Source organism: Alloyangia pacifica, assembly GCF_020524285.1.
GTDB classification, from domain to species: Bacteria; Pseudomonadota; Alphaproteobacteria; order Rhodobacterales; family Rhodobacteraceae; genus Salipiger; species Salipiger pacificus_B.
Map to the genome: position 1 here is coordinate 67,504 of NZ_JAIVKX010000010.1, position 22,887 is coordinate 90,390.

Annotated in this window: 23 protein-coding genes and 1 riboswitch; of the genes, 12 read left to right on the forward strand and 11 right to left on the reverse strand. The window is 67.7% G+C overall.

Annotated features, from left to right (window positions below; all coding sequences use genetic code 11):
* Positions 1-23 precede the first annotated feature (23 nt).
* The 3 genes from gcvH to LC039_RS14875 all read right to left on the reverse strand — a co-directional run bounded on the left by gcvH (position 24) and on the right by LC039_RS14875 (position 2,268).
* Positions 24-383: a glycine cleavage system protein GcvH gene (gene gcvH, locus LC039_RS14865; protein ID WP_226625761.1), complete on the reverse strand. Its 360-nt coding sequence runs from the start codon at positions 381-383 to the stop codon at positions 24-26.
* A gap of 19 nt (positions 384-402) precedes the next feature.
* Positions 403-1,530 (reverse strand): glycine cleavage system aminomethyltransferase GcvT, encoded by a 1,128-nt coding sequence (gene gcvT / locus LC039_RS14870; protein WP_226625764.1) that lies wholly within the window; start codon positions 1,528-1,530, stop codon positions 403-405.
* 153 nt (positions 1,531-1,683) lie between these two features.
* Positions 1,684-1,769: riboswitch (glycine riboswitch) on the reverse strand.
* Positions 1,770-1,779: 10 nt separating this feature from the next.
* On the reverse strand, positions 1,780-2,268 hold the full coding sequence (locus LC039_RS14875; protein WP_226625767.1) for an RrF2 family transcriptional regulator: 489 nt from the start codon (positions 2,266-2,268) through the stop codon (positions 1,780-1,782).
* A gap of 97 nt (positions 2,269-2,365) precedes the next feature.
* Here LC039_RS14875 and LC039_RS14880 point away from each other — a divergent pair, with 97 nt between their 5' ends.
* Together LC039_RS14880 and LC039_RS14885 are read left to right on the forward strand one after the other, a co-directional pair.
* Positions 2,366-2,932 (forward strand): gamma-glutamylcyclotransferase family protein, encoded by a 567-nt coding sequence (locus LC039_RS14880; protein WP_226625770.1) that lies wholly within the window; start codon positions 2,366-2,368, stop codon positions 2,930-2,932.
* On the forward strand, positions 2,929-4,158 hold the full coding sequence (locus tag LC039_RS14885) for a DUF2254 domain-containing protein (RefSeq protein WP_226625789.1): 1,230 nt from the start codon (positions 2,929-2,931) through the stop codon (positions 4,156-4,158). Before LC039_RS14880 ends, LC039_RS14885 begins: the two co-directional genes overlap by 4 nt.
* A gap of 109 nt (positions 4,159-4,267) precedes the next feature.
* Here LC039_RS14885 and gltX read toward each other — a convergent pair whose 3' ends face one another.
* Positions 4,268-5,602 (reverse strand): glutamate--tRNA ligase, encoded by a 1,335-nt coding sequence (gene gltX, locus LC039_RS14890; protein WP_226625791.1) that lies wholly within the window; start codon positions 5,600-5,602, stop codon positions 4,268-4,270.
* Positions 5,603-5,701: 99 nt separating this feature from the next.
* Here gltX and LC039_RS14895 point away from each other — a divergent pair, with 99 nt between their 5' ends.
* On the forward strand, positions 5,702-6,655 hold the full coding sequence (locus tag LC039_RS14895; RefSeq protein ID WP_226625792.1) for a 1-phosphofructokinase family hexose kinase: 954 nt from the start codon (positions 5,702-5,704) through the stop codon (positions 6,653-6,655).
* A 223-nt stretch (positions 6,656-6,878) separates the two neighbouring features.
* The gene (locus LC039_RS14900; RefSeq protein ID WP_226625794.1) at positions 6,879-7,808 is read left to right on the forward strand and encodes an MBL fold metallo-hydrolase; all 930 of its coding nucleotides are present in this window, start codon (positions 6,879-6,881) and stop codon (positions 7,806-7,808) included.
* 133 nt (positions 7,809-7,941) lie between these two features.
* On the opposite strand, the gene LC039_RS14905 is transcribed toward LC039_RS14900, so the two are convergent.
* A complete protein-coding gene (locus LC039_RS14905; RefSeq protein ID WP_226625796.1) occupies positions 7,942-8,493 on the reverse strand; it encodes a 2OG-Fe(II) oxygenase in 552 nt (183 codons plus the stop codon).
* A 180-nt stretch (positions 8,494-8,673) separates the two neighbouring features.
* On the opposite strand from LC039_RS14905, the gene LC039_RS14910 reads away from it, so the two are divergent.
* Positions 8,674-9,063: a metallopeptidase family protein gene (locus LC039_RS14910; RefSeq protein WP_226625800.1), complete on the forward strand. Its 390-nt coding sequence runs from the start codon at positions 8,674-8,676 to the stop codon at positions 9,061-9,063.
* 6 nt (positions 9,064-9,069) lie between these two features.
* On the opposite strand, the gene LC039_RS14915 is transcribed toward LC039_RS14910, so the two are convergent.
* A complete protein-coding gene (locus LC039_RS14915; protein ID WP_226625801.1) occupies positions 9,070-10,113 on the reverse strand; it encodes a glycosyltransferase family 4 protein in 1,044 nt (347 codons plus the stop codon).
* 5 nt (positions 10,114-10,118) lie between these two features.
* A complete protein-coding gene (locus tag LC039_RS14920; RefSeq protein WP_226625804.1) occupies positions 10,119-11,777 on the reverse strand; it encodes an NAD+ synthase in 1,659 nt (552 codons plus the stop codon).
* Between the two features lie 191 nt (positions 11,778-11,968).
* On the opposite strand from LC039_RS14920, the gene LC039_RS14925 reads away from it, so the two are divergent.
* Together LC039_RS14925 and LC039_RS14930 are read left to right on the forward strand one after the other, a co-directional pair.
* Complete coding sequence (locus LC039_RS14925) at positions 11,969-13,507, forward strand: MORN repeat-containing protein (protein ID WP_226625808.1); 1,539 nt, start codon at positions 11,969-11,971, stop codon at positions 13,505-13,507.
* Positions 13,508-13,569: 62 nt separating this feature from the next.
* Entirely contained in the window at positions 13,570-13,785 is a 216-nt protein-coding gene (locus tag LC039_RS14930; protein WP_226625811.1) for a DUF2945 domain-containing protein, read from the forward strand.
* 72 nt (positions 13,786-13,857) lie between these two features.
* Here the strand turns inward: LC039_RS14930 and LC039_RS14935 are convergent, their stop codons facing one another.
* From LC039_RS14935 to LC039_RS14950, 4 genes are read right to left on the reverse strand one after another with little or no spacing between them, the layout of a single operon-like run.
* Positions 13,858-15,384 (reverse strand): cryptochrome/photolyase family protein, encoded by a 1,527-nt coding sequence (locus LC039_RS14935; RefSeq protein ID WP_226625815.1) that lies wholly within the window; start codon positions 15,382-15,384, stop codon positions 13,858-13,860.
* The gene (locus LC039_RS14940) at positions 15,381-16,067 is read right to left on the reverse strand and encodes an SDR family NAD(P)-dependent oxidoreductase (protein WP_226625817.1); all 687 of its coding nucleotides are present in this window, start codon (positions 16,065-16,067) and stop codon (positions 15,381-15,383) included. The genes LC039_RS14935 and LC039_RS14940 overlap by 4 nt, the downstream gene beginning before the upstream one ends.
* 42 nt (positions 16,068-16,109) lie before the next feature.
* Positions 16,110-16,922 carry a GNAT family N-acetyltransferase gene (locus tag LC039_RS14945; RefSeq protein WP_226625818.1) on the reverse strand — a complete coding sequence of 271 codons (813 nt, stop codon included), beginning with the start codon at positions 16,920-16,922 and terminating at the stop codon, positions 16,110-16,112.
* Positions 16,923-16,933: 11 nt separating this feature from the next.
* Positions 16,934-17,581, reverse strand: coding sequence for a GntR family transcriptional regulator (locus tag LC039_RS14950; RefSeq protein WP_226626157.1), 648 nt, complete (start codon positions 17,579-17,581; stop codon positions 16,934-16,936).
* A gap of 339 nt (positions 17,582-17,920) precedes the next feature.
* On the opposite strand from LC039_RS14950, the gene LC039_RS14955 reads away from it, so the two are divergent.
* The 5 genes from LC039_RS14955 to LC039_RS14975 all read left to right on the forward strand — a co-directional run bounded on the left by LC039_RS14955 (position 17,921) and on the right by LC039_RS14975 (position 22,689).
* Positions 17,921-18,904 (forward strand): ABC transporter ATP-binding protein, encoded by a 984-nt coding sequence (locus LC039_RS14955; protein WP_226625820.1) that lies wholly within the window; start codon positions 17,921-17,923, stop codon positions 18,902-18,904.
* Between the two features lie 67 nt (positions 18,905-18,971).
* A complete protein-coding gene (locus LC039_RS14960; protein WP_226625822.1) occupies positions 18,972-20,237 on the forward strand; it encodes an ABC transporter substrate-binding protein in 1,266 nt (421 codons plus the stop codon).
* A 107-nt stretch (positions 20,238-20,344) separates the two neighbouring features.
* Complete coding sequence (locus LC039_RS14965) at positions 20,345-21,208, forward strand: ABC transporter permease (RefSeq protein ID WP_226625825.1); 864 nt, start codon at positions 20,345-20,347, stop codon at positions 21,206-21,208.
* Between the two features lie 3 nt (positions 21,209-21,211).
* On the forward strand, positions 21,212-22,051 hold the full coding sequence (locus tag LC039_RS14970) for an ABC transporter permease (protein ID WP_226625828.1): 840 nt from the start codon (positions 21,212-21,214) through the stop codon (positions 22,049-22,051).
* Positions 22,051-22,689 carry an aspartate/glutamate racemase family protein gene (locus LC039_RS14975; protein WP_226625829.1) on the forward strand — a complete coding sequence of 213 codons (639 nt, stop codon included), beginning with the start codon at positions 22,051-22,053 and terminating at the stop codon, positions 22,687-22,689. Before LC039_RS14970 ends, LC039_RS14975 begins: the two co-directional genes overlap by 1 nt.
* Positions 22,690-22,887: the final 198 nt, after the last annotated feature.

Here is a 22,887-nt window from a genome sequence, read left to right on the forward strand (position 1 = left end):
CGGCGGGGCAGGGCGCGGAGACATCAGCCGATGAAGGTCTTGTAGGCGGCTTCGTCCATGTAGTCGTCGAGCGCCGAGAGGTCCTCGATCTTCATCTTGAAGAACCAGGCCTCGCCCTCGGGGTCGTCGTTGACCTTCGACGGCTCGTCGGCGAGCGGGCTGTTCACCTCGACGATCTCGCCGTCGAGCGGGGCGAGGATGTCGGAGGCGGCCTTGACCGACTCGATCACCACGACCTCGTCGTCCTTGCTGACCGTGGTGCCCTCTTCCGGCAGTTCCACGAAGACGACGTCACCGAGCTGCTCGGCGGCGTGGGTGGTGATGCCGACGACGACCAGGTCGCCCTCGACGCGGAGCCATTCGTGCTCTTCGGTAAATTTCATCGTGCTGTCCCTGTCTGTGTCAGCGTTTGTAGGTCTGGGTGACGAAGGGCATCTGGGCCACTTCGACGGCGAGGCGCTTGCCGCGCACCTCCCCGAAAAGCTTGGTGCCCGGGGCGGCGTGGTCAATATCGACGTAGCCCATGGCGACCGGGGCGCCGGTGGTCGGCCCGAATCCGCCCGAGGTGACATGGCCGATCGGCGCGCCGCCCTCGGCCTCGGCAAAGATCTCCACGCCTTCGCGCATCGGGGCCCGGCCCTCGGGGCGCAGGCCGACGCGGGCGCGGGGGGCGCCATTGTCGAACTCGGCGAGGATCTTTTCGGCCCCGGGGAAGCCGCCCTCGCGGGCACCGCCGGTGCGGCGGATCTTCTGGATCGCCCAGGTCAGCGCCGCCTCGACGGGGGTGGTGGTGCTGTCGATGTCGTGGCCGTAGAGGCAGAGCCCCGCCTCGAGCCGCAGCGAGTCGCGCGCGCCGAGGCCAATGGGCTCCACGGCCTCCTGCGCCAGCAGGGCGCGGGCGAGCTCGACCGCCTTGTCCTCGGGCACCGAGATCTCAAAGCCGTCCTCGCCGGTGTAGCCCGAGCGCGAAATCCAGCACTCGGCGCCGACCAGCTCGACCGTTGCCACATCCATGAAGCGCATCTCGCGCACCGCGGGATTGAGCGCGGCCAGGGCATCCTCGGCCGCCGGACCCTGCAGCGCCAGAAGCGCGCGGTCGCCAAGCAGGCGCGGCGTCACGCCCTTGGGCTCGAGCCCGGCGCGCATATGGGCCATGTCCTGGGTCTTGCAGGCGGCGTTGACCACGACAAACAGGTGATCGCCGCGGTTGGCGATCATCAGGTCGTCCTCGATCCCGCCGGCGTCATTGGTGAAGAAGCCGTAGCGCTGGCGGTTCTCGGCGAGCCCGGCGATGTTCACCGGCACCAGCGATTCCAGCGCCAGTGCGATGCTCTCCACGCTCTCGCCGGACAGGATCACCTGTCCCATGTGGCTGACGTCGAACAGCCCGGCCTTCTCGCGCGCGTGCAGGTGTTCCTTGAGCACCCCGAGCTTGTATTGCACCGGCATCTCGTAGCCGGCGAAGGGCACCATCTTGGCGCCCAGCTCGATGTGCAGATCATGTAGTGGCGTGCGTTTCAGCTCGTCCATGCGCTCCCCGATCCTCTCGGCCCGGAATGGCGCAGAGCCCCCGGACATTTCCCGCGCGGATCCCGTCCGCGCCCGAAATGCCCCCTCTGTCCTTTCGCCTGAGATCGTTATCCCTTCGGCGGGCGCTAGGAACGCCTCTCTCCAGAGTTTTCAAGTGCCGCGAAGGTCCTGTGGCCTGAGAGTTTCCGGGGCGGTTGCTCCTTCGGCACCGGCAAGGCCGGTTCTCCCATCGCGATGGCGGTGAAACTATTATACTTGCGCGGTCGCCGCAAGCGCGCCCGCGCTCGAGGGGATCGAACAGGCCTTGCCGGGCACGAGGATGTCGATCAGCGGGGCATTGTCGCACACGAGTGCATCCAGCGTGATCGGGTCGAGCGTGGCGTAGAAGGCGTTCGCCGCCTCGGTGAGTGCGAGTCGCAGGCGGCAGGCCTCGGTCAGCGGGCAGGTGTTGTCGGCGTCGGCAAAGCACTCGGCCAGCGGCACCGGCGATTCGAGCGTCCGGAACACTTCGCCGATCTGGATCTGGCTGGCCGGTCGTGCCAGTTCGAGCCCGCCGTTGCGGCCGCGGTGCGTGCTGAGGAAACCCAGTTGCGCCAGTTGGTTGATGACCTGCGCGAGGTGGTTTTCCGAGGCGTTGCAGCACTTGGCGATCTCGGATTTGGTCACCAGTCGCCCGGTGTTGGCCGCGCAATGCATCAAGACGCGGATCGCGATATTCGTTCTCTTGGTCACGCGCACGGGAAATATCCTCGCTTTGAATGATTGCCGGGTTAAATACAGGGGTCTGGCAAAGGCTGGTTTGACACATATCAATTGGGTGAAAGAAAAGCGCGAAATGAGCACATCATATTTTTTCGGTTATGGCTCTCTCGTCAACCGCCGCACGCATGGGTTCGCGCCGGTGCACCGGGCCTCGGCCTCGGGCTGGCGCCGGGTCTGGGCCCAGGTGCCGGGGCGGCCGGTGTCGCTGCTGACGGTGCTGCGCGACCCCTCTTGCGAGATCGAGGGGCTGATCGCCCCCGTCGACGATGATGGCTGGACGGCGCTCGACCTGCGCGAGGCGTGCTATGACCGGACCGATGCGCTGCGCGACGTGCGTCACCCCGCCGAGGCCGTCGAGGCGCTGGCGATCTACGTGGTGCCCGAGGCGGACCGCCTGCCGCCCGACGCGGAGCACCCGGTGCTGCTGAGCTATCTCGACGTGGTGCTGCAGGGCTACCTCGGCGAGTTCGGCAAGGCGGGCGCAGAGCGGTTCCTCGCCAGCACCGCCAATTGGGACGCGCCGATCCTCAACGACCGCGCCGCGCCGCAATACCCGCGGGCGCAGAGCCTGACGGATGACGAGCGCGGCTTCGTCGATGCGGCGCTCTCGGGGCTGGGCGCGCGGGTGCTCGCCGGATGACGCCGCGCTGGCTCCTGCTGCTCTACCGCCTGTCGAAGCGGCTCGGGGTGCGGGTGCTGATGGGTGCGGTGCTGGCGCTGCTCGCCGTGGCACTGGCGCCGCTGTTCCAGCCGTTGATCCCCGACTGGATGAAGGACCGTTTCGGCGCAGAGGCGGTGACCCCGATCCTATCGATCCTCGCCACGACCATGCTGACGGTCACCACCTTCTCGCTCTCGGTCATGGTACAGGCCTTCCAGTCCGCGGCCAGCCAAGCCACGCCGCGCGCCTACCGGCTGCATCTTGAGGACAGCACGGCGCAGACCGCGCTGGCGGCCTTCACCGGCACCTTCCTGTTTTCGCTGACCGCGCTGGTTTTGTTCAACGCCGGGCTCTACTCCGAGGAATCGGCGGTGGTGATCTTCTTCCTTACCATCGCCAGCATCGTCGCGGTGATCGCCGCCATGCTGCGCTGGATCGGCCACCTGAGCGTCATGGGCAGCATGGATCACACGCTGGACCGGGTCGTGGAAAGCGCCCTGCCGCCGCTGGAGCGCGCCATGGCCAAGCCCTCTCTGGGCGCGGCCCTGCCCGGGCATGCGCTGCCGTCGGACGCGCTGGAGGTCCCGGCATCCACCGCAGGCTACGTGCAATACATCAACCTCGAGGCGCTGGAGGAGAAACTGGCGGCCTCCGAGGCGGTGTTCCGGGTGATCGCCCACCCCGGCGCGCACCTGGTGCCGGGGATGCCGCTGGGGATGGTGGCGGGCGGCCATGTCGCGCCCGAGAAGATTGCCGAGTGCTTCACCCTGGGGGCCGAGCGCACCATGGAGCAGGACGCCCGCTACGGGGTCATGGTGATGAACGAGGTCGCCATCCGTGCGCTCTCGCCCGCGGTCAACGATCCGGGCACGGCGATCGACGTGGTGCAGCGGCTGGAGCGGATGCTGATGGGGCTCGGCTGCCCCGAAGAGGCGCCGCCCGATTTCCCGCACGTGCAGATGGCGCCGCTCAACCCGGCGCACCTGCTCGAGGACGGCTTCTACCCGCTCATCCGCGACGGCGCGGCGCGGCCCGAGGTGGTCTCCTGCGTGCTCTCGGCGATGAAGGTGCTGCGGCGCGCGGAGTGGCCCGCTCTGGCCGAGGCAGCCGAGGTCACGCGGGACTACACCTTCGCCCATGCCAGGGCGGCGCTGGAGGTGGAGGCGGACCGGCGCTGGCTGGAGGCGAAGCGCGAGGAGGTCTGAGGCGGCGCGCCCGGTACCTTCGGCGTGATCCCGGGCGGGCTCGCGTGACGACGCATACATGAAAAAGGCGGACCCGGAGCCCGCCTTTCGCATTTCGATGGAACGGCGCTTACTTCGCCAGACCTTTCGCCGGGATCTTCTCCAGCAGCGGCAGCACGTCGGCCATTTCCGGCCCGCGCTCCAGCCCGGTCAGGGCCTTGCGCAGCGGCATGAAGAGCCCCTTGCCCTTGCGGCCCGTCGCCTCTTTCACCGTCTTGGTCCACTCGCCCCAGGTGTCACGCGTGTAGGGCCCCTCGGGCAGCAGCGCCATCGCCTCGGCGATGAACTCCCGGTCCTCGTCGGCGATCAGCGGCTCGGCACCGTCACGGAACAGCGCCCACCAGCCGGGAATGTCCTTGCGGGTGGTGATGTTGTCGCGGGCGACGCCCCAGAACAGCTCCTGCTTCTCGGCGGGCACGCCGATCTCGATGAGCTGCGGCGCCACCGCCTCGAGCGGCAGCTGGTGCAGCTTGCGCGCGGTCAGCGGGTAGAGGTCCTGCTCGTCGAACTTCGTCGGCGCCGCGCCGAACTGGCTCAGCTCGAAGTCCTCGGCGATCTCGTCCAGCGACAGGCGCAGTTCCACCGGCTGGCTGGAGCCCAGGCGGGCCATCAGCGACAGCAGCGCCTCGGGCTCGACGCCCGCTTCGCGCAGGTCGCGGATCGACAGCACGCCGAGGCGCTTCGACAGCGACTCGCCCTGCGGACCGGTGAGCAGCGAGTGGTGCGCAAAGCCCGGAGGGGTGCCGCCGAGCGCCTCGATGATCTGGATCTGGGTCGCGGTGTTGGTCACGTGGTCCGAGCCGCGCACGATGTTGGTGACGCCCATGTCCATGTCGTCGACCACCGAGGCCAGCGTATAGAGGATCTGCCCGTCGCCGCGGATCAGCACCGGGTCCGACACCGAGGCGGCGTCGATCGAGATGTCGCCGAGGATGCCGTCGGTCCAGTCGATGCGCTGCTGGTCGAGCTTGAAGCGCCACACGCCGTTGCCGCGCTCTTCGCGCAGGGCGTCCTTCTCGGCCTCCGACAACTCCAGCGCGGCGCGGTCGTAGACCGGCGGCTTGCCCATGTTGAGCAGCTTCTTGCGCTTCAGGTCGAGCTCGGTCGGCGTCTCGAAGGCCTCGTAGAAGCGGCCCATGGCGCGCAGCTCGTCCGCGGCGGCGTGGTAGCGGTCCAGCCGCGTGCTCTGTCGCTCCGTCTTGTCCCAGTGCAGACCGAGCCATTCGAGGTCGCGCTTGATGCCGTCGACGTATTCTTCCTTGCTGCGCTCGGCATCGGTGTCGTCGATGCGCAGGATGAAGGTGCCGCCGGCCTTGCGCGCGATCAGGTAGTTGAACAGCGCGGTGCGGAGGTTGCCCACATGGATGTGACCGGTGGGCGACGGTGCGAAACGGGTGGTGGTCATGCTAGCCTCCTGCATACGCGGGTGGCAATTTCACAAGCGCGGCGGTTTGTCCAGTTCGCGGCCCTTGGCGAGGTGCCGAACCCGTGTATTCTCCGCCCTATGAGAGACATTCTGACCGTCACGCTCAATCCCGCGCTTGATCTGTCGACCACCACCGACCGCGTGGTGGCCGGCCCGAAGCTGCGCTGCGCCACACCCAGCGTCGATCCCGGTGGCGGTGGCATCAACGTGGCGCGGGTGGCCGCCGAGCTTGGCGGCCCGGCGCGGGCTTTCCTGGCGCTCGGCGGGCCCACGGGCATGCGGCTCGAGGCGGCATTGGCCGAGCTCGGACTGCCGATGGTGCGGATGCGCGCCCCGGGCGAGACCCGCGAGAGCCTCGCGGTGCACGACCGGAACCGTGGCGAGCAGTACCGCTTCGTCATGCCCGGCCCGGTCTGGAGCGAGGGCGACGTGCGCGATGCGCTCTCCTCGATCGCCAGCGCGGTGCACGCGGGCGGCATCGTGGTGCTCAGCGGCAGCCAGCCGCCGGGGGTGCCCGACGATTTTCCGGTCGAGCTTGCCCGGGCGCTGCGGGATCGCGAGGCACATCTGATCGTCGACACCTCGGGGCCGGTGCTGGAGCTTCTGGCACGCGGCACCGATCCGGCGCCGGCGGTGCTGCGGATGGACAGTCTCGAGGCCGAGGAGCTGGCGGGTCGGCCGCTGATGACCCGCGCCGACTCCGCTCGGTTCGCCGCCGAGCTGGTGGCGCGGGGCGCGGCCGAGCGGGTGATCCTCGCGCGCGGCGCGGATGGCTCGGTGATGGCCGGGCCGGACGGGCTCTGGCAGGTGAGCGCGGCCAAGGTCTCGGTGCTCTCGGCGGTCGGGGCCGGGGACAGCTTCGTCGGGGCCTATGCCTTCGGCATTTCCTCGGGCCTGAGCGCGCCGGAGGCACTGGCACTGGGCGCGGCGGCGGCCAGCGCGACGGTGACCACGCCCGGCACAACGCTTTGCACCCGGGCCATGGTGCGCGGGCTCCTGGAGCAATGCGGGGCGAGCGAAATCCGGGGCTGACCGGGTTTTGCGGATGGCGGCGCGCGGCGCCGGAGCGATCCGTCGGCAGGCGAGATTGCTGACGGCCCGGTCAACGCCATGCGAATTCTTAACGTCATGCGAATACGCGGATGTGATCATGCGTCAGGGGCCGCGTTCTGGCCTGATGGTTCGCGCGCGCTAGGCTTTCCGCTGGGGAAAGCGCCCAGACGCCCCCCGAGTCCCACAGGAGAGGAAGACGACAATGGAGAAGGACAAGATCACGCGCCGCGCCGCGATGACCTGCGCCGCAGCGCTGCCGATTGCCGCCGGTCTCGGCAGCACGGGGCCGGCCCGCGCGCAGGCGGCTCAGGGCCCGCAGGTGCCGCGCACCTACCGCGTGCCGCTCGGCGACTTCGAGGTCACCGCGATGATGGCGGGCACCCGCACCGTGCCCGATCCGCAGGGCACCTTCGGGACGAATGCCAGCGAAGAGGAATTCGCCGAGGTCTCGAAGGCGGCGCATATCCCCACCGACAAGGCGCAGTTCTTCTTCACCCCGACTCTGGTCAACACCGGCAGCGCGGTGATCCTCTTTGACACCGGGCTCGACCCGGCCGGGATCGTCGCCGCGGTCGAGGCGGCGGGCTACGCGGCCGACGACGTGACCCACGTGGTGCTCACCCACATGCACGGCGACCACATCGGCGGGCTCTCGGACGGCGGCACCCCGACCTTTGCCAATGCCGAACTGCTGGCCGGGCAGGAGGAATGGGATCACTGGTCCGCCGCCGGCAACGAGACCTTCGACGGCAAGGTGCGTCCGCTCGGGGACAGCTTCAGCTTCCTCACCACGGGCGGGCAGGTGGCACCGGGGATCACCGCCGTGCTCGCGCCGGGGCACACGCCCGGACACATGTGCTTCATGCTCGAAAGCGGCGGGCAGAAGATGATGCTGACCGCCGATCTGGCCAACCACTACGTCTGGTCGGTCGGCAAGCCGGACTGGGAGGTGCGCTTCGACATGGACAAGCAGCTCGCCGCCTCGTCGCGCCGCAAGATCCTCGGAACGCTGGCGGAAGAGAAGATCCCCTTCATTGGCTACCACATGCCGTTCCCGGCGATCGGCTATGTCGAGGCCGAGGGCGACGGTTTCCGCTATATCCCGCACAGCTATCAGTTGCTGATGACCTGAACGCGCCGGGCTGACCGGCGCGCCTGCATCGCCTAGAGGGCCTGTCCCACGCGCCCGTGGCGCCGGGACAGTCTATCCGGTGCGCCTGTCGCGCGCGGGAAAGGCGAACTTGCGCGACTTTGCCGCGCGGGCCTCAGCGAAACGCCGGCCCGTGCGCCCAGATGGTCAGGGAATGGCGCTCGCCGCCGGTGACCGGCGTCACCCGGTGCAGCATGTAGGAGGGAAACAGCGTGGCGGTGCCGCGCTCTTTCTTTGCCGTGACGATGTGGTTCGAGGGCATGAGCTCCAGCGCGCCGCCCTCGTAGTCGCCCGCGTCCGAGAGCTGCACCACCATGGTCAGCTTGCGCCGCGCCGCGAGACGGCCCTCGCCGATGTCCGAATGCCAGTCGAAATGCCCCTCGCGCTCGGCGCCGTAGCGTGCCAGCTGCGCGCTCTCGTCGAAGGCGTCCAGCGCGAAATCGTAGGCGCCGCGGTTGGCATCGCGCACGATCTCGATGATCCGGTCCATGACCCAGCCGGTGTCCTCGACGTCGTCGAGCCACACGAGGTCGGCGCGGCGCAGGTTGTGCGCGCGCTGCTGTCCCACGAGCCGCGCGTCCGAGGCCTCGGCGCCGCGCGCGATCTCGATGAGTCGGTTGCAGTCGGTCTCGGAAAAGGCCTGGGGGATGCTGTGGACGGTGATCATGCGACTCTCCTGGAAGCGGAGCGCGCAGCTAAGGCCGGGGGCGTGGAAAATCTGCGCCATTTGCGACGCGATATGCGGAAAGCGACCTGTCTTTGCGTCACCGAGGCCGGAGGTCTTCGCCGGGCGTCCGTTGTGCGGTTGCCCCTTTTCCAGCGCCGCCCGACGCGCCATATCGCTTGCATGAAAGATCCCGATCTCGCCGCCTTCGAGACCCTGGCCCGCGCCGCGGTCGATGCCCTTCCCGAACCCTTCCGCGCCGCCGCCGCCGAGGTGGTGCTGCGCATCGAGGACTGGCCGCCGGACGAGATCCTGGACGAGATGGAGATCGACGATCCGCTTGATCTGACCGGGCTCTACGAGGGCATCCCGATGACCGAGAAATCCTCGAGCTGGCCCTCGCCCTATCCCGACACGGTCTGGCTGTTCCGCGAGCCGATCCTGCAGGAGTGGCGCGAGCGGGACGACGTGACGCTGGAAGAGCTGGTCACCCATGTCACGGTGCACGAGTTTGCCCACCACTTCGGCTGGTCCGACGACGACATCGCCAGCATCGACCGCTGGTGGGAGTGAGACCGCCTAGGCGGTGACGCCGCTCTCGCGCAGCAGCGCGCGCATCCGTTCCACGAAGCGCTCGGCGCCCAGTTCGCCCTCGGCGGTCCGCTTCGCGGCGGCGCCGAGGCGCTGGCGCAGCGCAGGGTCGTCGATGAGCGCGGTCAGCACCGCTTCGACCGCGCCGGGCTCGGTGACGTCCACACGCAGGCCATTCTCGCCGGGCTTCACGTATCCCGCCGAGCCGGCGTCGGTCGAGATCACCGGCACGCAGCCATAGGCCATGGATTCCACCGGCGCGAAGCCGAGCGGTTCGCGCACCGAGGGCAGGATGCAGATATCGGCCTGCCGGTAGAGGTCGGGCATCTGCTTGAAGGGCACGTTGGCGTGCAACTCGAGCCAGGGCTCGGCGGCGGCCACCTCTTCCAGCGCGGCGATCTGCGCGGCGTTGTGCACCGGATCACCGGTGGTGCCCGCCAGCAGCAGCTTTACCTTGCCCGCGCGGCCCTGCGCCCGCAGCGCGTCGATCACCATGCCGTGGTTCTTGCGCGGGTTGTAGAGCTTGGCGACGCAGAGCACGGTCACCGGCCCATCGCCGCGCCGCTCCGGCACATCGGGCGCGGCGACGACCGGCCAGGGGATATAGCGCGCGCCCGTGTCGGGGCGGATCGCGGTGTCGAGCCCCAGCACCGGCGTCACCCGGCGCAGCGGCAGGCCCTGGAAACGACGGGTCAGTCGGCGCTTCAGCGGCTCGCGCCAATGGTAGGGGTTGAGGTCGTAGAACCAGGCGGGCACGCCATCGCGCCGGGCCAGCCGGGCCACGGCGCGGCGGTGCTGCGCGACGTTGCGCAGGATCACCAGGTCGGGCTTCAGCGCGTCCCAGGCCGCGCGCAGCTCGGCGGGGTCGACGTGATCGGGAAACAGCCGCGGCGCGACGACGCTGTGATCCTCGGTATTGCCCTGTCCACCGCCCCAGACCGCCACGTCGATCTCGGCGGCGTTCAAGGCGCGCGTCGCCTCCCAGAGGTTGGTGTGGAACCTCTGGACGACGAAAAGGACCCGGGGCCGCACCGCGCTCACCCGTTGTCGCGCCAGCGGTTGGCGATCGGGTAGCGCCGGTCGAGCCAGAAGGCCTTTTGCGACAGCCGCGCGCCAGGGGCGGACTGGAAACGCTTGTATTCCGAGATGTAGAGCAGGTGCTCGACCTTCTTGGCATCGGCGCGGTCATAGCCCGCCGCGATGCAATCGTCGATCGAGCCGTCGCGATCGACGAGGATCTCGAGAATGCCGTCCAGCACCGGGTAGTCGGGCAGGCTGTCGCTGTCCTTCTGGTCCTCGCGCAGCTCGGCCGAGGGCGGCTTGGTGATGATCCGCTCGGGGATCACCTCGCCCTCGGGGCCCTTCATCCAGGGCCGCTGGTTCTCGTTGCGCCAGCGGCAGATGGCGAACACCCGGGTCTTGTAGAGATCCTTGATCGGATTGTAGCCGCCGGCCATGTCGCCGTAGATCGTGGCATAGCCGACCGAGACCTCGGACTTATTGCCGGTGGTCAGCAGCATTTCCCCGAACTTGTTCGACAGCGCCATCAGCAGCAGCCCGCGCAGGCGCGATTGGATGTTTTCCTCGGTGAGGTCCGGCTTCAGCCCCTCGAACAGCGGCGCCAGCGTGTTGGCGATGGCCGTGCGCCCCTCGGCGATCGGCACGAAGTCGTAGTGGCAGCCGAGGTTGGTTGCGCAGGCCTTGGCATCCTCGAGCGAATGCTCGGAGGTGTATTCAGACGGCAGCATCACGCAGCGAACGTTCTCGGCGCCGAGCGCATCGGTGGCGATGGTCGCCACCAGCGCCGAGTCGATACCGCCCGACATGCCGAGCAGCACCTTGCCGAAGCCGGTCTTGCGGCAATAGTCGCGCAGGGCCAGCACCATGGCGTGGTAGTCCTGCTCCATCTCGCAGGGGTGCTGGACGAACTCGCCATCCTCGGCGCGCCAGCCTTCGGGGGTGCGCACCAGGTCGACGTGGGCGATGTCTTCCTCGAAGACGGGCAACTGCAGCGCCGCCTGGCCGCCGGGGTTCAGCACGAAGGAGCCGCCGTCGAAGATCTGGTCGTCCTGGCCGCCCACCATGTTGAGGTAGACCAGCGGCAGCCCGGTCTCGACGACCCGCGCAACCATCTTGTTCAGGCGCGTCTCGTGCTTGTTGCGGCGGTAGGGCGAGCCATTGGGCACGAGCAGGAACTCGGCGCCGGTCTCGGCCAGCGTCTCGGCCACGTCCTCGTACCAGGCGTCCTCGCAGATCGGCGAGCCGATGCGCACGTTGCCCACCGCGTAGGGGCCGCCGATGGCGCCGCTGTCGAAGACCCGCACCTCGTCGAAGACGCCGTAGTTCGGCAGGTGGTGCTTGAAGACCTGGGTGACGATGCGCCCGCCCCGGCAGATGAGATAGGCGTTGTAGAGCTCGGTGCCCTCGACCCAGGGGCAGCCGATCGCCAGGGCCGGGCCGTCGGCGCAGTCCTCGGCCAGCTTGCGCACCGCCGCCATGCAGTCGAGCGTGAAGGCGTGCTTCATCGGCAGGTCCTGCGCGTTGTAGCCGGCGATGAACATCTCGGGCAGGGCGACGAGCTGCGCGCCGGCCTCGCGGCCCTTTTCCCAGGCGGCCTTGGCCTTGGCGGCATTGCCGGCAAGATCGCCCACGGTCGGGTTGAGCTGCGCGAGGGTCAGGCGGAAACGGTCGGCCATGAGCCACATCCTTTTGGTCACATCCGCGTGCCCACATAGCAGAACCACGCCGGAGGGGAAGAAGCTGAGGGCAAAAGAGATTGTCAGCCAAGGGGGTGTTGTTTAGTTTCGCGGCGGCAGACAGGCCGATTTCGGACAGATTTTCGGGGCAAAACAACAGGCATCCGGCACGCGGCCGGCAGGGAAGGCGCATGAAGCTCTCAGGCAGAACCATCCTCACGGCGGCGGCGATTGCGGCGCTGACCTATCCCGCTCTGGCGCAGGTCGAGGGCGGCGAGGTCCAGACCAAGCAGTACGATGACGGCGGGGTCTACGAGGGCACCTTCCAGAACGGTCTGCAGCACGGCACCGGCACCTACCGGCTGCCCAACGGCTATGAATACACCGGCGACTGGGCCGAGGGCGAGATCCGCGGCGAGGGCGTCGCGCGCTTCCCCAACGGCTCGGTCTACGAGGGCCAGTTCGCCAAGGGCAAGCCCGAGGGCATCGGCCGCATCGTCTTTGCCGATGGCGGCACCTACGAGGGCTCCTGGCTCGACGGCAAGATCACCGGCAAGGGCGTGATGCAATACGCCAACGGCATGCGCTACGAGGGCGCCTTCCGCAACGCGCTGCACCACGGGCGCGGCGTGATGACCGGCCCCAATGGCTACCGCTACGAGGGCGACTGGGTGAACGGCGTCAAGCAGGGCAACGCCGAGATCGCCTATCCCGACGGCTCGGTCTACGAGGGTCGCGTCGCCAACGGTCTGCGGGATGGTCAGGGAAAGCTCACCATGCCCGACGGGTTGGTCTATGAGGGCACCTGGCGCGAGGGGCAGATCGACGGCGTCGGCACGCTTACCCAACCCAACGGCGATGTCTACGAGGGCGAGCTGGTCGACGGCCGCCGCGAGGGGCAGGGCAAGGTCACCTATGCCAACGGCGACATCTACGAGGGCCAGTTCGACAACGACCAGCGGCAGGGCACCGGCGCCTTCATCGGCGAGGATGGCTACCGCTACGAGGGCGACTGGGTCTCGGGCCAGATCGAGGGGCAGGGCAAGGTCACCTATCCCGACGGGTCTGTCTACGAGGGCGCCTTTGTCGGCGATCTCGCCAATGGCGAGGGCAAGATCACCTATCCCGACGGCTCGACCTACGAGGGCGACTGGGTCGACGGGGTGATCGAGGGGCAAGGCGTGGCGCGCTACGCCAACGGCCTTGTCTACGAGGGCGACTTCAAGAACGCCCGCAACGACGGGCGGGGGGTGATGACCTACCCCGACGGCTACCGCTACGAGGGCGACTGGCAGGACGGCCAGCGCCACGGCGAGGGCACCGCCACCTATCCCGACGGCACGGTCTACACCGGCGCCTTCCGCGACGGTCAGCGCCACGGCCAGGGCACGATCACCATGCCCGACGGCTTCCGCTACGAGGGCGCCTGGGCGGCGGGCGAGATCGAGGGCGAGGGCGTGGCGACCTATGCCAACGGCGACGTCTACGAGGGCCACTTTGCCGACGGCAAGCGCCAGGGCGAGGGCACCATGCGCTATGCCACCGGCGAGGAAAGCACCGGCGAATGGGTCAATGGCGTGCTGACCACCGACACACCGGTACAGGACAGCGAACGCCCCGCCGAGGCGGCGGGAGACGGCGCCGAGGCTCCCGCCGACGAGGAGGCTCCCGCCGACGAGGAGGTGCCCGCCGAACCCGGCACGCCGGACGAGGCGCCCGCCACCGAATAAGGTCGGAACATCCTGCCCCTGCACGTGTTTTCCCCTAGGTAAAGCAACAGGGGGAAACCAAGATGAGCAAGTTTCAGGTCGGAGAAATCGTCCAGTGGAACTGGGGCGCGGGAACCGCGCGCGGCAAGATCGCCGAACGCTTCGAGAAGCGGGTGACCCGGCAGATCGAGGGTGAGGAGATCACTCGGAACGGCTCCGGAGACACGCCGGCCTTCCTGATCGAGCAGGATGACGGCGGCCGGGTCCTCAAGCTGGAGAGCGAGTTGGAGAAGACCTGAGCCGGCGGCGGCCCTTCTTCTCTTTCCAAATACGCATCTCCCGCCCTCGCCGCCCCGCACGGCGCCGGGCTGTCAGACCGTCTCACCCGCCGAAAGTCGCTCCAGGAACTCTTCGGCCCCGGCCAGCACGGTCTCGCGCTTGTCCTCGTCCATCCGGTCCCAGGTGCGGTACATATTGCCCATGCGGGGGTTGTTCTCGAACCTCTCGCGGTGGCGGGTCAGGAAGTGCCAGTAGAGCAGGTTGAACGGGCAGGCGTCCTCGCCGGTCTTCTGCTTCACGTCATAGGCGCAGTGCTTGCAGTGGTCCGACATGCGGTCGATGTAGGCGCCCGACGACACATAGGGCTTCGAGGCGATCACCCCGCCATCGGCGAACTGGCTCATGCCCACGGTGTTCGGCGCTTCGACCCACTCATAGGCATCGGCGTAGACCGACAGGTACCATTCGTGCACCTCGGCCGGGTCGATCCCGGCGATGAGGGCGAAGTTGCCGGTGACCATCAGCCGCTGGATGTGGTGGGCATAGGCCTCGTCCCGCGTCTGCGCCACCGCCTTCGACAGGCAGCGCATCTTGGTCTCGGCGCCCCAGTAGAGTGGCGGCAGCTTGCGCTGCTGGTTCAGCCGGTTGCGGCGCGGGTAGTCCGGCCCTTCAAGAAAGTAGATGCCGCGCACGTATTCGCGCCAGCCGATGATCTGGCGGATGAAGCCCTCGACCGAGTTCAGCGGTGCATCGCCCTTGCGGTAGGCCTCTGCCGCCGCCTCGCAGACCTCGAGCGGCGAGAGCAGCCCGAGGTTGATGTAGGGCGAGAGCAGCGCGTGGTTGAGGTACTTGTGCCCGTCCACCATGGCGTCCTGGTAGGCGCCGAAGTCGGGCAGGGCGTGGCGGATGAAATGCGCCAGCGCGCGCCGGGCCTGCCCGCGGTCGGTGGCGAAGGTGAACGGGCGCAACGTGCCGAAGTTGTCGGCAAAGCGCGCCTCGACCAGGTCGAGCACCTCCTCGACGGTCTCGTCCGGGGTGAAATTCATCGGGCCGCCGTGGGAGATGCCATCGGGGGGCGGCTTGCGGTTCTCGCTGTCGTAGTTCCATTCGCCGCCCTCGGGCTTGCCGCCGGCCATCAGCAGCCCGGTCTTGCGGCGCATCTCTCGGTAGAAATACTCCATGCGCAGCGCCTTGCGGCCCTTGGCCCAACCCTCGAACTCGGCATGCGAGGCGAGAAACCGGTCGTCCTCCAGCAGCGTGATGTCGAGCGGGGTGTCCCGCAGAGCCTCGATCAGCCGCCATTCGCCCGGTTCGGTGGCCAGCACCTTGTCGAAGCCGGTCTGCTCGGCGCGGCGCAGCAGCTCGCCGGGGATCGAGCCGGCGTTGTCGGTGTCGTCGAGCTGGGTGTAGCGCACCTCCCATCCATCCCCGCGCAGGCGGGTCGCGAACTTGCGCATGGCGGCGAAGATCAGCGCGATCTTCTTGGGGTGGTGCGGGGCATAGTCGGTCTCGGCGGCGACCTCTGCCATGACCACCACGTCACGTGTCTTGTCGGCCTTGCGCAGGGCGATCAGCTCTTCCGAAAGCTGGTCGCCCAGCACCAGAACCAGCCGGCTCACCAGGGCACCTCCTTGCCCGCCCAGTCGAAGAAGCGGCCGGTGTGCTCGGGCCCCAGCCCGTCCAGCACGGTCAGCAGGTTCTGCGCGGCCTCCTCCGGCGCCACCGAGGGGTGGCGGCCGAGGTAATCGGCGGTGAAGGGCGTGGCCACGGTCCCCGGGTGCAGCGCGACGCAGGCGAGCTGGCGGTGGGTGCGCGCCATCTCCACCGAGGCGCTGCGGATCATCTGGTTCAGCGCCGCCTTGGAGGCGCGGTAGGAATACCAGCCGCCCAGCCGGTTGTCGCCGATCGAGCCGACCCGGGCCGAGAGCGCGGCGAAGGTCGCAGGGCGGTCGCGCGGCAGCAGGCGGCGCGCGTGTTTCAGCACCAGAGCCGGGCCAAGCGCGTTGAGCGCCATCTGCTGCAGGAACTGCTCCGGCTCCAGCGCCTTGAGGGTCTTTTCCGGCTCCGAGCCCTGCAGGGCCAGCGCGCCAGTTGCGACGAAGATCAGGTCGAATTTTCCATCGAGCGCCCCGATGTGTTCGGCGACCGACTCTGGGGCGGTCACATCAAGCCCGTGGTCGCGGCGCGACAGGCCGATGACCTCTGTGCCGCGCGCGGTCAGAGCGGCCTGCAGCGCGCTGCCGATGCCGCCGCTCGATCCGATCAGAAGTGCGCGTTCGCCGTTGGGGTCGCCGTGGGTCATGACCGCCGAGATAGCGGTGCGGGGCGCAGCGGCAAGCGCGGTTCAGCCCAATTCCAGCGTCGCCACCGCGTGCAGGCCGGGGCCGGGCAGCGGCGCGGGGCCGCGGTACATGCGCGCCGTGTGGAACATCGGCTCCAGTCCCATCTCGAGGCAATGCGCCGCCAGGGGGGCCGATTCCGAGGGCAGGTCGATCATCACCGGATCGTCGCCGCTGTGCTGCGCCGCGGCTTCCAGCAGCGCCCCGGCGATCGCCATGTCGGGCGCGCAGAGCGGGCCGATCTTCCAGCCGTCGCGGCAGCGGCGAATGGTCAGGAAGCCGTCCGGCGCGCCGTTGCTGCGGTGCACCAGCGTGTGGCGGGTCTGCGCCGGCTCCAGCCAGGCAGCGCTGAAGGTGGGCTTGGCGTAGCCGCAGGCGCGGCGCTCCATCTCGATCAGGATCGGATGGTCTGTCGCCGAGGCCGAGGTCACCCCCTTGCCGTGGCCGGCGCGCAGCACCCCGGAGTAGCGCTTGGTCTGCCCGGCCAGCACGAAGCCCGACTTGCGGTAGTTCTCCTGCTGCGCCGGAACGCCATCGAGCCCGACCGTGCGGTCCCCCGCGTGTTTCAGCGCATGCGTCCACAGCGCGTGCGCGATGCCCTGACCGCGGTAGGCGGGCGCGCAGAGGTAGAGCCCGAGGAAGGCGAGGCTGTCCGAATGGTTCACAACCGAGATCGCCGCCGCCATCTTGCCGCCGAGCTCGGCGCAGAAAAAGCCTTCGGGGTCGGTGCCGTAGAACACGTCGAGATCCTCGAGGCCGGGGTTCCAGCCCTCGTCGGCGGCCCAGTCGAGCGCCCGGCCGAGATCGGCCCGGGTCATGGTCCGCAGCATCATGGCCGCAACGCGTCGCGCAGGGTCCGCGGCGCGGCCGGGGTCTCGCGCAGGTCGAGCGATGACAGCAGATCGAGCAGGTGGCCCTTCATCAATTCCTCCGCCGTGGCGCCGTCGCCCTGTTCGAGGGCGGTCAGCAGCGCCTCATGGGCGTGAGTTTCGCACATTGCCTTGGGTCTGCGCCAGTAAAGAGCGACGACCAGCGACGAGCGCGCGATCAACTGCGCGATGAATTCCGCGATGGTGGACTGGTCGGCGATGCGGGCCAGCTCGATGTGGAACTCGCCCGACAGCCGCACGGCCATGCCGAAATCGCCGCGATCCAGCGCCGCGTGCTCGGCGGCGTTGTGGGCGCGCAGCGTGGCGACGTCCTGCGGGGTGATGCGTTCGGCGGCGGAACGGGCGGTGCGCGGCTCGAGCAGGGCGCGGGCCTCGAAGACCTCGCGCGCCTCGCGGATCGAGGGCTCGGCGACAAAGGCGCCACGGTTCGGCTCGATCGTCACGAGCTGGTCATGTGCCAGCATCTGCAGGGCCGAGCGCACGATGGTCCGCCCGACGCCGAAGATCTCGCCGACCTCGTCCTCATTCAGTTTCAGCCCCGGCGCCAGACGGTGCTCGTGCACCGCAAGCGTCAGCGCGTCGGCCACGGCCCGCGCTTTCGACCCCTTGGCCTTGTCCGCGGCCTTGTCCGCCTCTCTTGCCGGTTTCCCCGCCTCTTTGGTCACGTGCGTCTCCTTTGAGGTCTATGTTCCCGAACGGGCCTCCGGAGACAAGAGAACGGCCCATTGCATGTGATGATTTTTAAGATCGTGTACAATCTGATCTCAAAAAGCGCACATATGGCTCATGTATTGGTGAAAATTTGGGCGGGCTTCAGAATCTGACCTCCCGCGACGTCGGCCGTGCTTCGTTTTCCGCGCGGGCCGGGGACAGGATCGGGAAGTCACCGCAGATGCGGACCTGAAGGCAGACCACCCGGGGGATACATGCGCCAAGGACTCGATCTCGAACTCGTCGGCCTGACAAAGCGTTACGGGGACACCGTGGCCGTCGATGCGATCAACCACCACTTCGGCTCGGGCGTTTACGCCTGCCTGCTCGGCCCCTCGGGTTGCGGCAAGTCCTCGACGCTGCGGATGATCGCGGGCCACGAGAGCGTCAGCGACGGATCGATCGTGCTGGGCGGCGCCGACATCTCCTACCTGCCGCCGGCCAAGCGCGGCACGGCGATGATGTTCCAGAGCTACGCGCTTTTCCCGCACCTGTCTGTGGCCGACAATGTCGCCTTCAGCCTCAAGATGAAGGGCGTCGACGCCGCCACCCGCCGCAAGAAGGCGATGGAGATGCTCGCGCTCGTCGACATGACCCAATACGCCGAGCGGCTGCCCTCGCAGCTCTCGGGTGGCCAGCAGCAGCGGGTCGCGCTGGCCCGCGCGCTGATCACCGAGCCGCAGATCCTGCTGCTCGACGAGCCGCTCTCGGCGCTCGACCCGTTCCTGCGCATCCGCATGCGCGCCGAGCTGAAGCGCCTGCAGCGCGAGCTCGGCATCACCTTCGTGCACGTCACCCACGGCCAGGACGAGGCGCTGGCGCTGGCCGACGAGATCGTCGTGATGAACAACGCCGTCATCGAACAGGCCGGCAGCGCGCGCGACGTGTTCAACGCGCCGAAGACCGAGTTCGTCGCCCGCTTCATGGGCGGGCATAACGTGCTGGCGCTGCCGCAGGGCCATTTCGCGATCCGCAACGACCTGACGCGCATCGCCCCCGAGGCCGGTGCCAAGCTGGGCGGCAAGGTCACCTCGGTGGAGTTCCAGGGCACGCATGTGGCGGTGACCGTGGTCGCCGCGGGCGATCAGGACGTCACCGCCTGGGTGCCCGAGGAGCAATTCTTCTCCGATCCGAAATCCCCCGGCGACGGGGTCGGCCTGGTCTGGGACGACCAGGCGCTGCATCCGCTTTCGGCCTGAACGGGGCCGGAGGGGTCAAGGGCCGAAAAGGTCCGGTCAAGACAAGTCCAACACAGGGAGTTAGGACATGACGACGAAGAAACTCAGCCGCCGCGGCCTGCTGAAAGGCGCCGCCGCCGCAGGCGCGGCAACCGCCTTCCCGGCACCGATGATCTGGGCACAGAACATCAAGGACGTCACCCTGCGCCAGTTCGGCACCGGTGTGTCGAACCTCAACGAAGTGGCGCAGAAGGTGAAGGAAGACCTCGGTTTCACGCTCGAGATGACCGCGCTCGACTCCGACGCCGTGACCCAGCGCGCCGCCACCCAGCCCGGCAGCTTCGACATCGCCGACATCGAGTACTGGATCTGCAAGAAGGTCTGGCCGACCGGCAACCTGCAAGCGATGGATGTCAGCAAGATCAAGAACTACGACAAGATCGTCGGCATCTTCAAGGACGGCAAGTTGACCCCCGAGTCGACCATCGCCCAGGGCACCGCGCCGCACACCGTCGGCTTCACCGATGGTCCCGACGGCACCACCTTCGCCGACGAGCAGACCAACTGGATGACGCTCATCCCGACGATCTACAACGCCGACACGCTGGGCATCCGCCCCGACCTCATCGGCCGTCCGATCGAGACCTGGGCCGAGCTGCTGAACCCCGAATTCAAGGGCAAGGCGTCGATCCTCGACATTTCGTCGATCGGCATCATGGACGCCGCCATGGTCTGCGAGGCCATGGGTGAAATCCAGTACGGCGACAAGGGCAACATGACCCGTGAAGAGATCGACAAGACCATGGCGATCTTCACCGAGGCCAAGCGCAACGGCCAGTTCCGTGCCTTCTGGAAGACCTTCGACGAGAGCGTCAACCTGATGGCCTCGGGCGAGGTGGTGATCCAGTCCATGTGGTCGCCCGCCATCACCGCGGTGAAATCGCGCGGCATCGACTGCGTCTACCAGCCGCTGAAGGAAGGCTATCGTTCCTGGGGCGGTGGCATTGGCCTGTCGAAGAACCTCTCGGGTCTCGAACTGGATGCGGCCTACGAGTACATCAACTGGTACCTCGACGGCTGGGTCGGCGGCTTCCTGATGCGCCAGGGCTACTACTCGGCGGTTCCGGAAACCTCGAAGAACTTCATGAGCGAAAACGAGTGGGGCTACTGGTTCGAGGGCAAGGAAGCCACCGACACCATCACCAACCCGTTCGGCGACGCCATGGCACAGGCCGGCGAAGTGCGCGACGGCGGTTCCTTCGAAGAGCGCATGGGCTCGGTGGCCTGCTGGAACGCCGTCATGGACGAGAACCAGTACATGGTCCGCAAGTGGAACGAGTTCATCGCGGCCTGATCCGCGGGTTCCTGACCTGACCGAGATCGCCGCGCCCCGGGGACAGCCCGGGGCGCGGCCCCATGCAGGCCGCTCCTGCATCTCAAGACCCATCTCCCGGAGGCCCCATGCGCGCTGGCGAAACGAACCGACACCTGACCGGCTGGCTGCTGGCCTCGCCCCTGACGCTTGTCCTGATCTTCTTCCTCGTGCTGCCCATCGCGATGATCGTCATCGTCAGCTTCTGGCAGGCGACGGAGTTCTCGATCATCCCGGCCTTCAGCTGGGAGAACTACGATTTCCTGTTCGGCTCTCCGGTGACCTACCGGGTGTTCGGAAACACGATAAAATACGCGCTGATCGTCTGGGTGTTCACGCTGGCGATCGGCTTCACCGTGGCCTATTTCCTCGCCTTCCACGTGCGCACGCAGACCTGGCAGATCGCGCTTTTCCTGCTCTGCACCATCCCGTTCTGGACCTCGAACATCATCCGGATGATCTCGTGGATCCCCTTCCTCGGGCGCAACGGGCTGGCCAACTCGGCGCTGATCTCGGCGGGCATCGTCGACGAGCCGGTGGAATGGCTGCTCTATTCCGACTTCTCGGTGATCCTAGCCTTCGTGCACCTCTACACGCTGTTCATGGTGGTTCCGATCTTCAACACCATGATGCGCATCGACAAGTCGCTGATCGAGGCGGCCTATGATGGCGGTGCCTCGGGCTTCCAGACGCTGACCAACGTGATCATCCCGCTGTGCAAGCCGGGCATCATGATCGGCACGATCTTCGTTGTCACATTGGTGATGGGCGACTTCGTTACGGTGCGCTTCATGTCAGGCTCGCAATCGGCCAACGTCGGCCGCCTCATCCAGAACGACATCGCGCTGCTGCAATATCCCTCGGCCTCGGCCACGGCGGTGGTGCTGTTGATCACCGTGCTGATGGTCATCGGCATCCTTCTGCGCTTCGTCGACATCCGCAAGGAGCTCTGATCCATGGAATCCCGTCCCCGCTCCTTCTACGTTCTCTGCGCCTTCTTCGTGCTGTTCCTGCTGTTCCTCTACGGCCCCACTTTCACCATCGCGATCCTCAGCTTCCAGGGTCCGCAGGGGGGGCTCACCTTCCCGATGCGCGGCGCCTCGCTGCACTGGTTCTTCGATCTGTTCCAGCAGCAGGCGGTGGGCGACATCTGGGGCAGCTTCCGCCGCAGCTTCGTACTCGGGCTGATGGTGATGATCACCACGGTGGTTGTCTCGGTGATGGGCGGCCTTGCCTTCCGAAAGCGCTTCGCCGGCAACGGGGTACTTTTCTATCTCGTCATCACCGCCTTGGTGATCCCCTCGATCCTCGTCTCGCTCGGCGTCGGTCTGATCTTCAGCCAGGCGGGGCTGCCGATCCACTGGGCGAGCTCGGGGTTCGGCTCACAGCTGACATGGACGCTGCCCTTCGGCCTGCTGATCATGTTCGCCGTTTTCAACCGTTTCGACAAATCCTTCGAGGAGGCGGCCCGCGACCAGGGCGCGAGCAACTGGCAGGCGCTGCAGCATGTGGTTCTGCCGATCATCGCGCCCTCGCTGATCGGGGTCGCGCTCTTCGGCTTCACCCTGAGCTACGACGAGTTCGCCCGCACCCTGCTGACCGCCGGCAGCTACAACACGCTGCCGCTGGAGATCTACGGCATGACCACCAATGTCACCACGCCGGTGATCTTCGCGCTCGGCACGCTGACCACCGCCTTCTCGCTGGTGATCATCGGGGTCTTCCTGCTGACCGTCTGGTCGATGAACAAGCGCCGCGCCAAGCAGGGATCGGATGCGGGCAAGGGCATGGTCTGATGGCCTATGTGATCATCAATCCCAACAGCACCGCGGCGATGACCGACGGCATGCTCGAGGTCGCGCGCGCCGCCGTGCCGGGCGTGACGATCGAGGGCTGGACCAACGCCGGTGGCCCGCCCGCGATTCAGGGCCACGAGGACGGGCTGAAGGCCGCGCCGTCGCTGCTGGAGTTGATCGACAAGGCCAATGCCCAGGGGGTCGACGGCATCATCGTCGGCTGTTTCGATGACACGGCGCTGGCGCAGGCCCAGGCGCGCTCCGGCGTGCCGGTGATCGGCATCGGGCAGGCGGCCTATCACGCCGCGGCGCTGCGCGGATGGAGCTTCTCGGTGGTGACGACGCTCGCAGTATCGGTGCCGATCCTCGAGGAAAACATCATCGGCTACGGCTTCGAGCACCTGCTGGGCAAGGTGCGCGCTTCGGACGTGCCGGTGCTGGCGCTGGAAGAGGATCCGGAGACGGCGACCGAGGCGGTGGCCGCCGAGACCGCCCGCGCCATGGCGGGGGACGGGGTGGATTGCGTGATCCTCGGCTGCGCCGGCATGGCGAAGCTGACGGCGCACCTGCGGGACCGTTTCGACAAGCCGGTGATCGACGGCGTCGAAAGCGCGGCGCGGCTGATTTCGGTGCTCTGACAGCCCCAGAAATTTCGACTTTTCGGAAAGGGGCTCATTTGGCCGGGATCAAGGCGAACCCGCCGGGCGAGCGCCTGCCCGTCGCACCAGAGGTGCGCGACCAATACTTGGCACCAGAGGTGCGCGATCAATATTTGCACGCCTGTGGCGTGCGGGGCGGGCTGGCGCTTTGTCACCTTCGCGCAACGAACGGAATTC

What these genes read in the sequence shown, in the direction of transcription:
- LC039_RS14925 (WP_226625808.1), top strand. Translation starts at nt 11,969, where the DNA reads ATGAAGCTCTCAGGCAGAACCATCCTCACGGCGGCGGCGATTGCGGCG.
- LC039_RS14910 (WP_226625800.1), top strand. Translation starts at nt 8,674, where the DNA reads ATGAAAGATCCCGATCTCGCCGCCTTCGAGACCCTGGCCCGCGCCGCG.
- gltX (WP_226625791.1), bottom strand. Translation starts at nt 5,602, where the DNA reads ATGACCACCACCCGTTTCGCACCGTCGCCCACCGGTCACATCCATGTG.
- LC039_RS14920 (WP_226625804.1), bottom strand. Translation starts at nt 11,777, where the DNA reads ATGGCCGACCGTTTCCGCCTGACCCTCGCGCAGCTCAACCCGACCGTG.
- LC039_RS14895 (WP_226625792.1), top strand. Translation starts at nt 5,702, where the DNA reads ATGAGAGACATTCTGACCGTCACGCTCAATCCCGCGCTTGATCTGTCG.
- LC039_RS14940 (WP_226625817.1), bottom strand. Translation starts at nt 16,067, where the DNA reads ATGACCCACGGCGACCCCAACGGCGAACGCGCACTTCTGATCGGATCG.
- LC039_RS14960 (WP_226625822.1), top strand. Translation starts at nt 18,972, where the DNA reads ATGACGACGAAGAAACTCAGCCGCCGCGGCCTGCTGAAAGGCGCCGCC.
- LC039_RS14885 (WP_226625789.1), top strand. Translation starts at nt 2,929, where the DNA reads ATGACGCCGCGCTGGCTCCTGCTGCTCTACCGCCTGTCGAAGCGGCTC.
- LC039_RS14975 (WP_226625829.1), top strand. Translation starts at nt 22,051, where the DNA reads ATGGCCTATGTGATCATCAATCCCAACAGCACCGCGGCGATGACCGAC.
- LC039_RS14880 (WP_226625770.1), top strand. Translation starts at nt 2,366, where the DNA reads ATGAGCACATCATATTTTTTCGGTTATGGCTCTCTCGTCAACCGCCGC.
- LC039_RS14955 (WP_226625820.1), top strand. Translation starts at nt 17,921, where the DNA reads ATGCGCCAAGGACTCGATCTCGAACTCGTCGGCCTGACAAAGCGTTAC.
- LC039_RS14965 (WP_226625825.1), top strand. Translation starts at nt 20,345, where the DNA reads ATGCGCGCTGGCGAAACGAACCGACACCTGACCGGCTGGCTGCTGGCC.
- gcvT (WP_226625764.1), bottom strand. Translation starts at nt 1,530, where the DNA reads ATGGACGAGCTGAAACGCACGCCACTACATGATCTGCACATCGAGCTG.
- gcvH (WP_226625761.1), bottom strand. Translation starts at nt 383, where the DNA reads ATGAAATTTACCGAAGAGCACGAATGGCTCCGCGTCGAGGGCGACCTG.
- LC039_RS14970 (WP_226625828.1), top strand. Translation starts at nt 21,212, where the DNA reads ATGGAATCCCGTCCCCGCTCCTTCTACGTTCTCTGCGCCTTCTTCGTG.
- LC039_RS14905 (WP_226625796.1), bottom strand. Translation starts at nt 8,493, where the DNA reads ATGATCACCGTCCACAGCATCCCCCAGGCCTTTTCCGAGACCGACTGC.
- LC039_RS14930 (WP_226625811.1), top strand. Translation starts at nt 13,570, where the DNA reads ATGAGCAAGTTTCAGGTCGGAGAAATCGTCCAGTGGAACTGGGGCGCG.
- LC039_RS14945 (WP_226625818.1), bottom strand. Translation starts at nt 16,922, where the DNA reads ATGACCCGGGCCGATCTCGGCCGGGCGCTCGACTGGGCCGCCGACGAG.
- LC039_RS14900 (WP_226625794.1), top strand. Translation starts at nt 6,879, where the DNA reads ATGGAGAAGGACAAGATCACGCGCCGCGCCGCGATGACCTGCGCCGCA.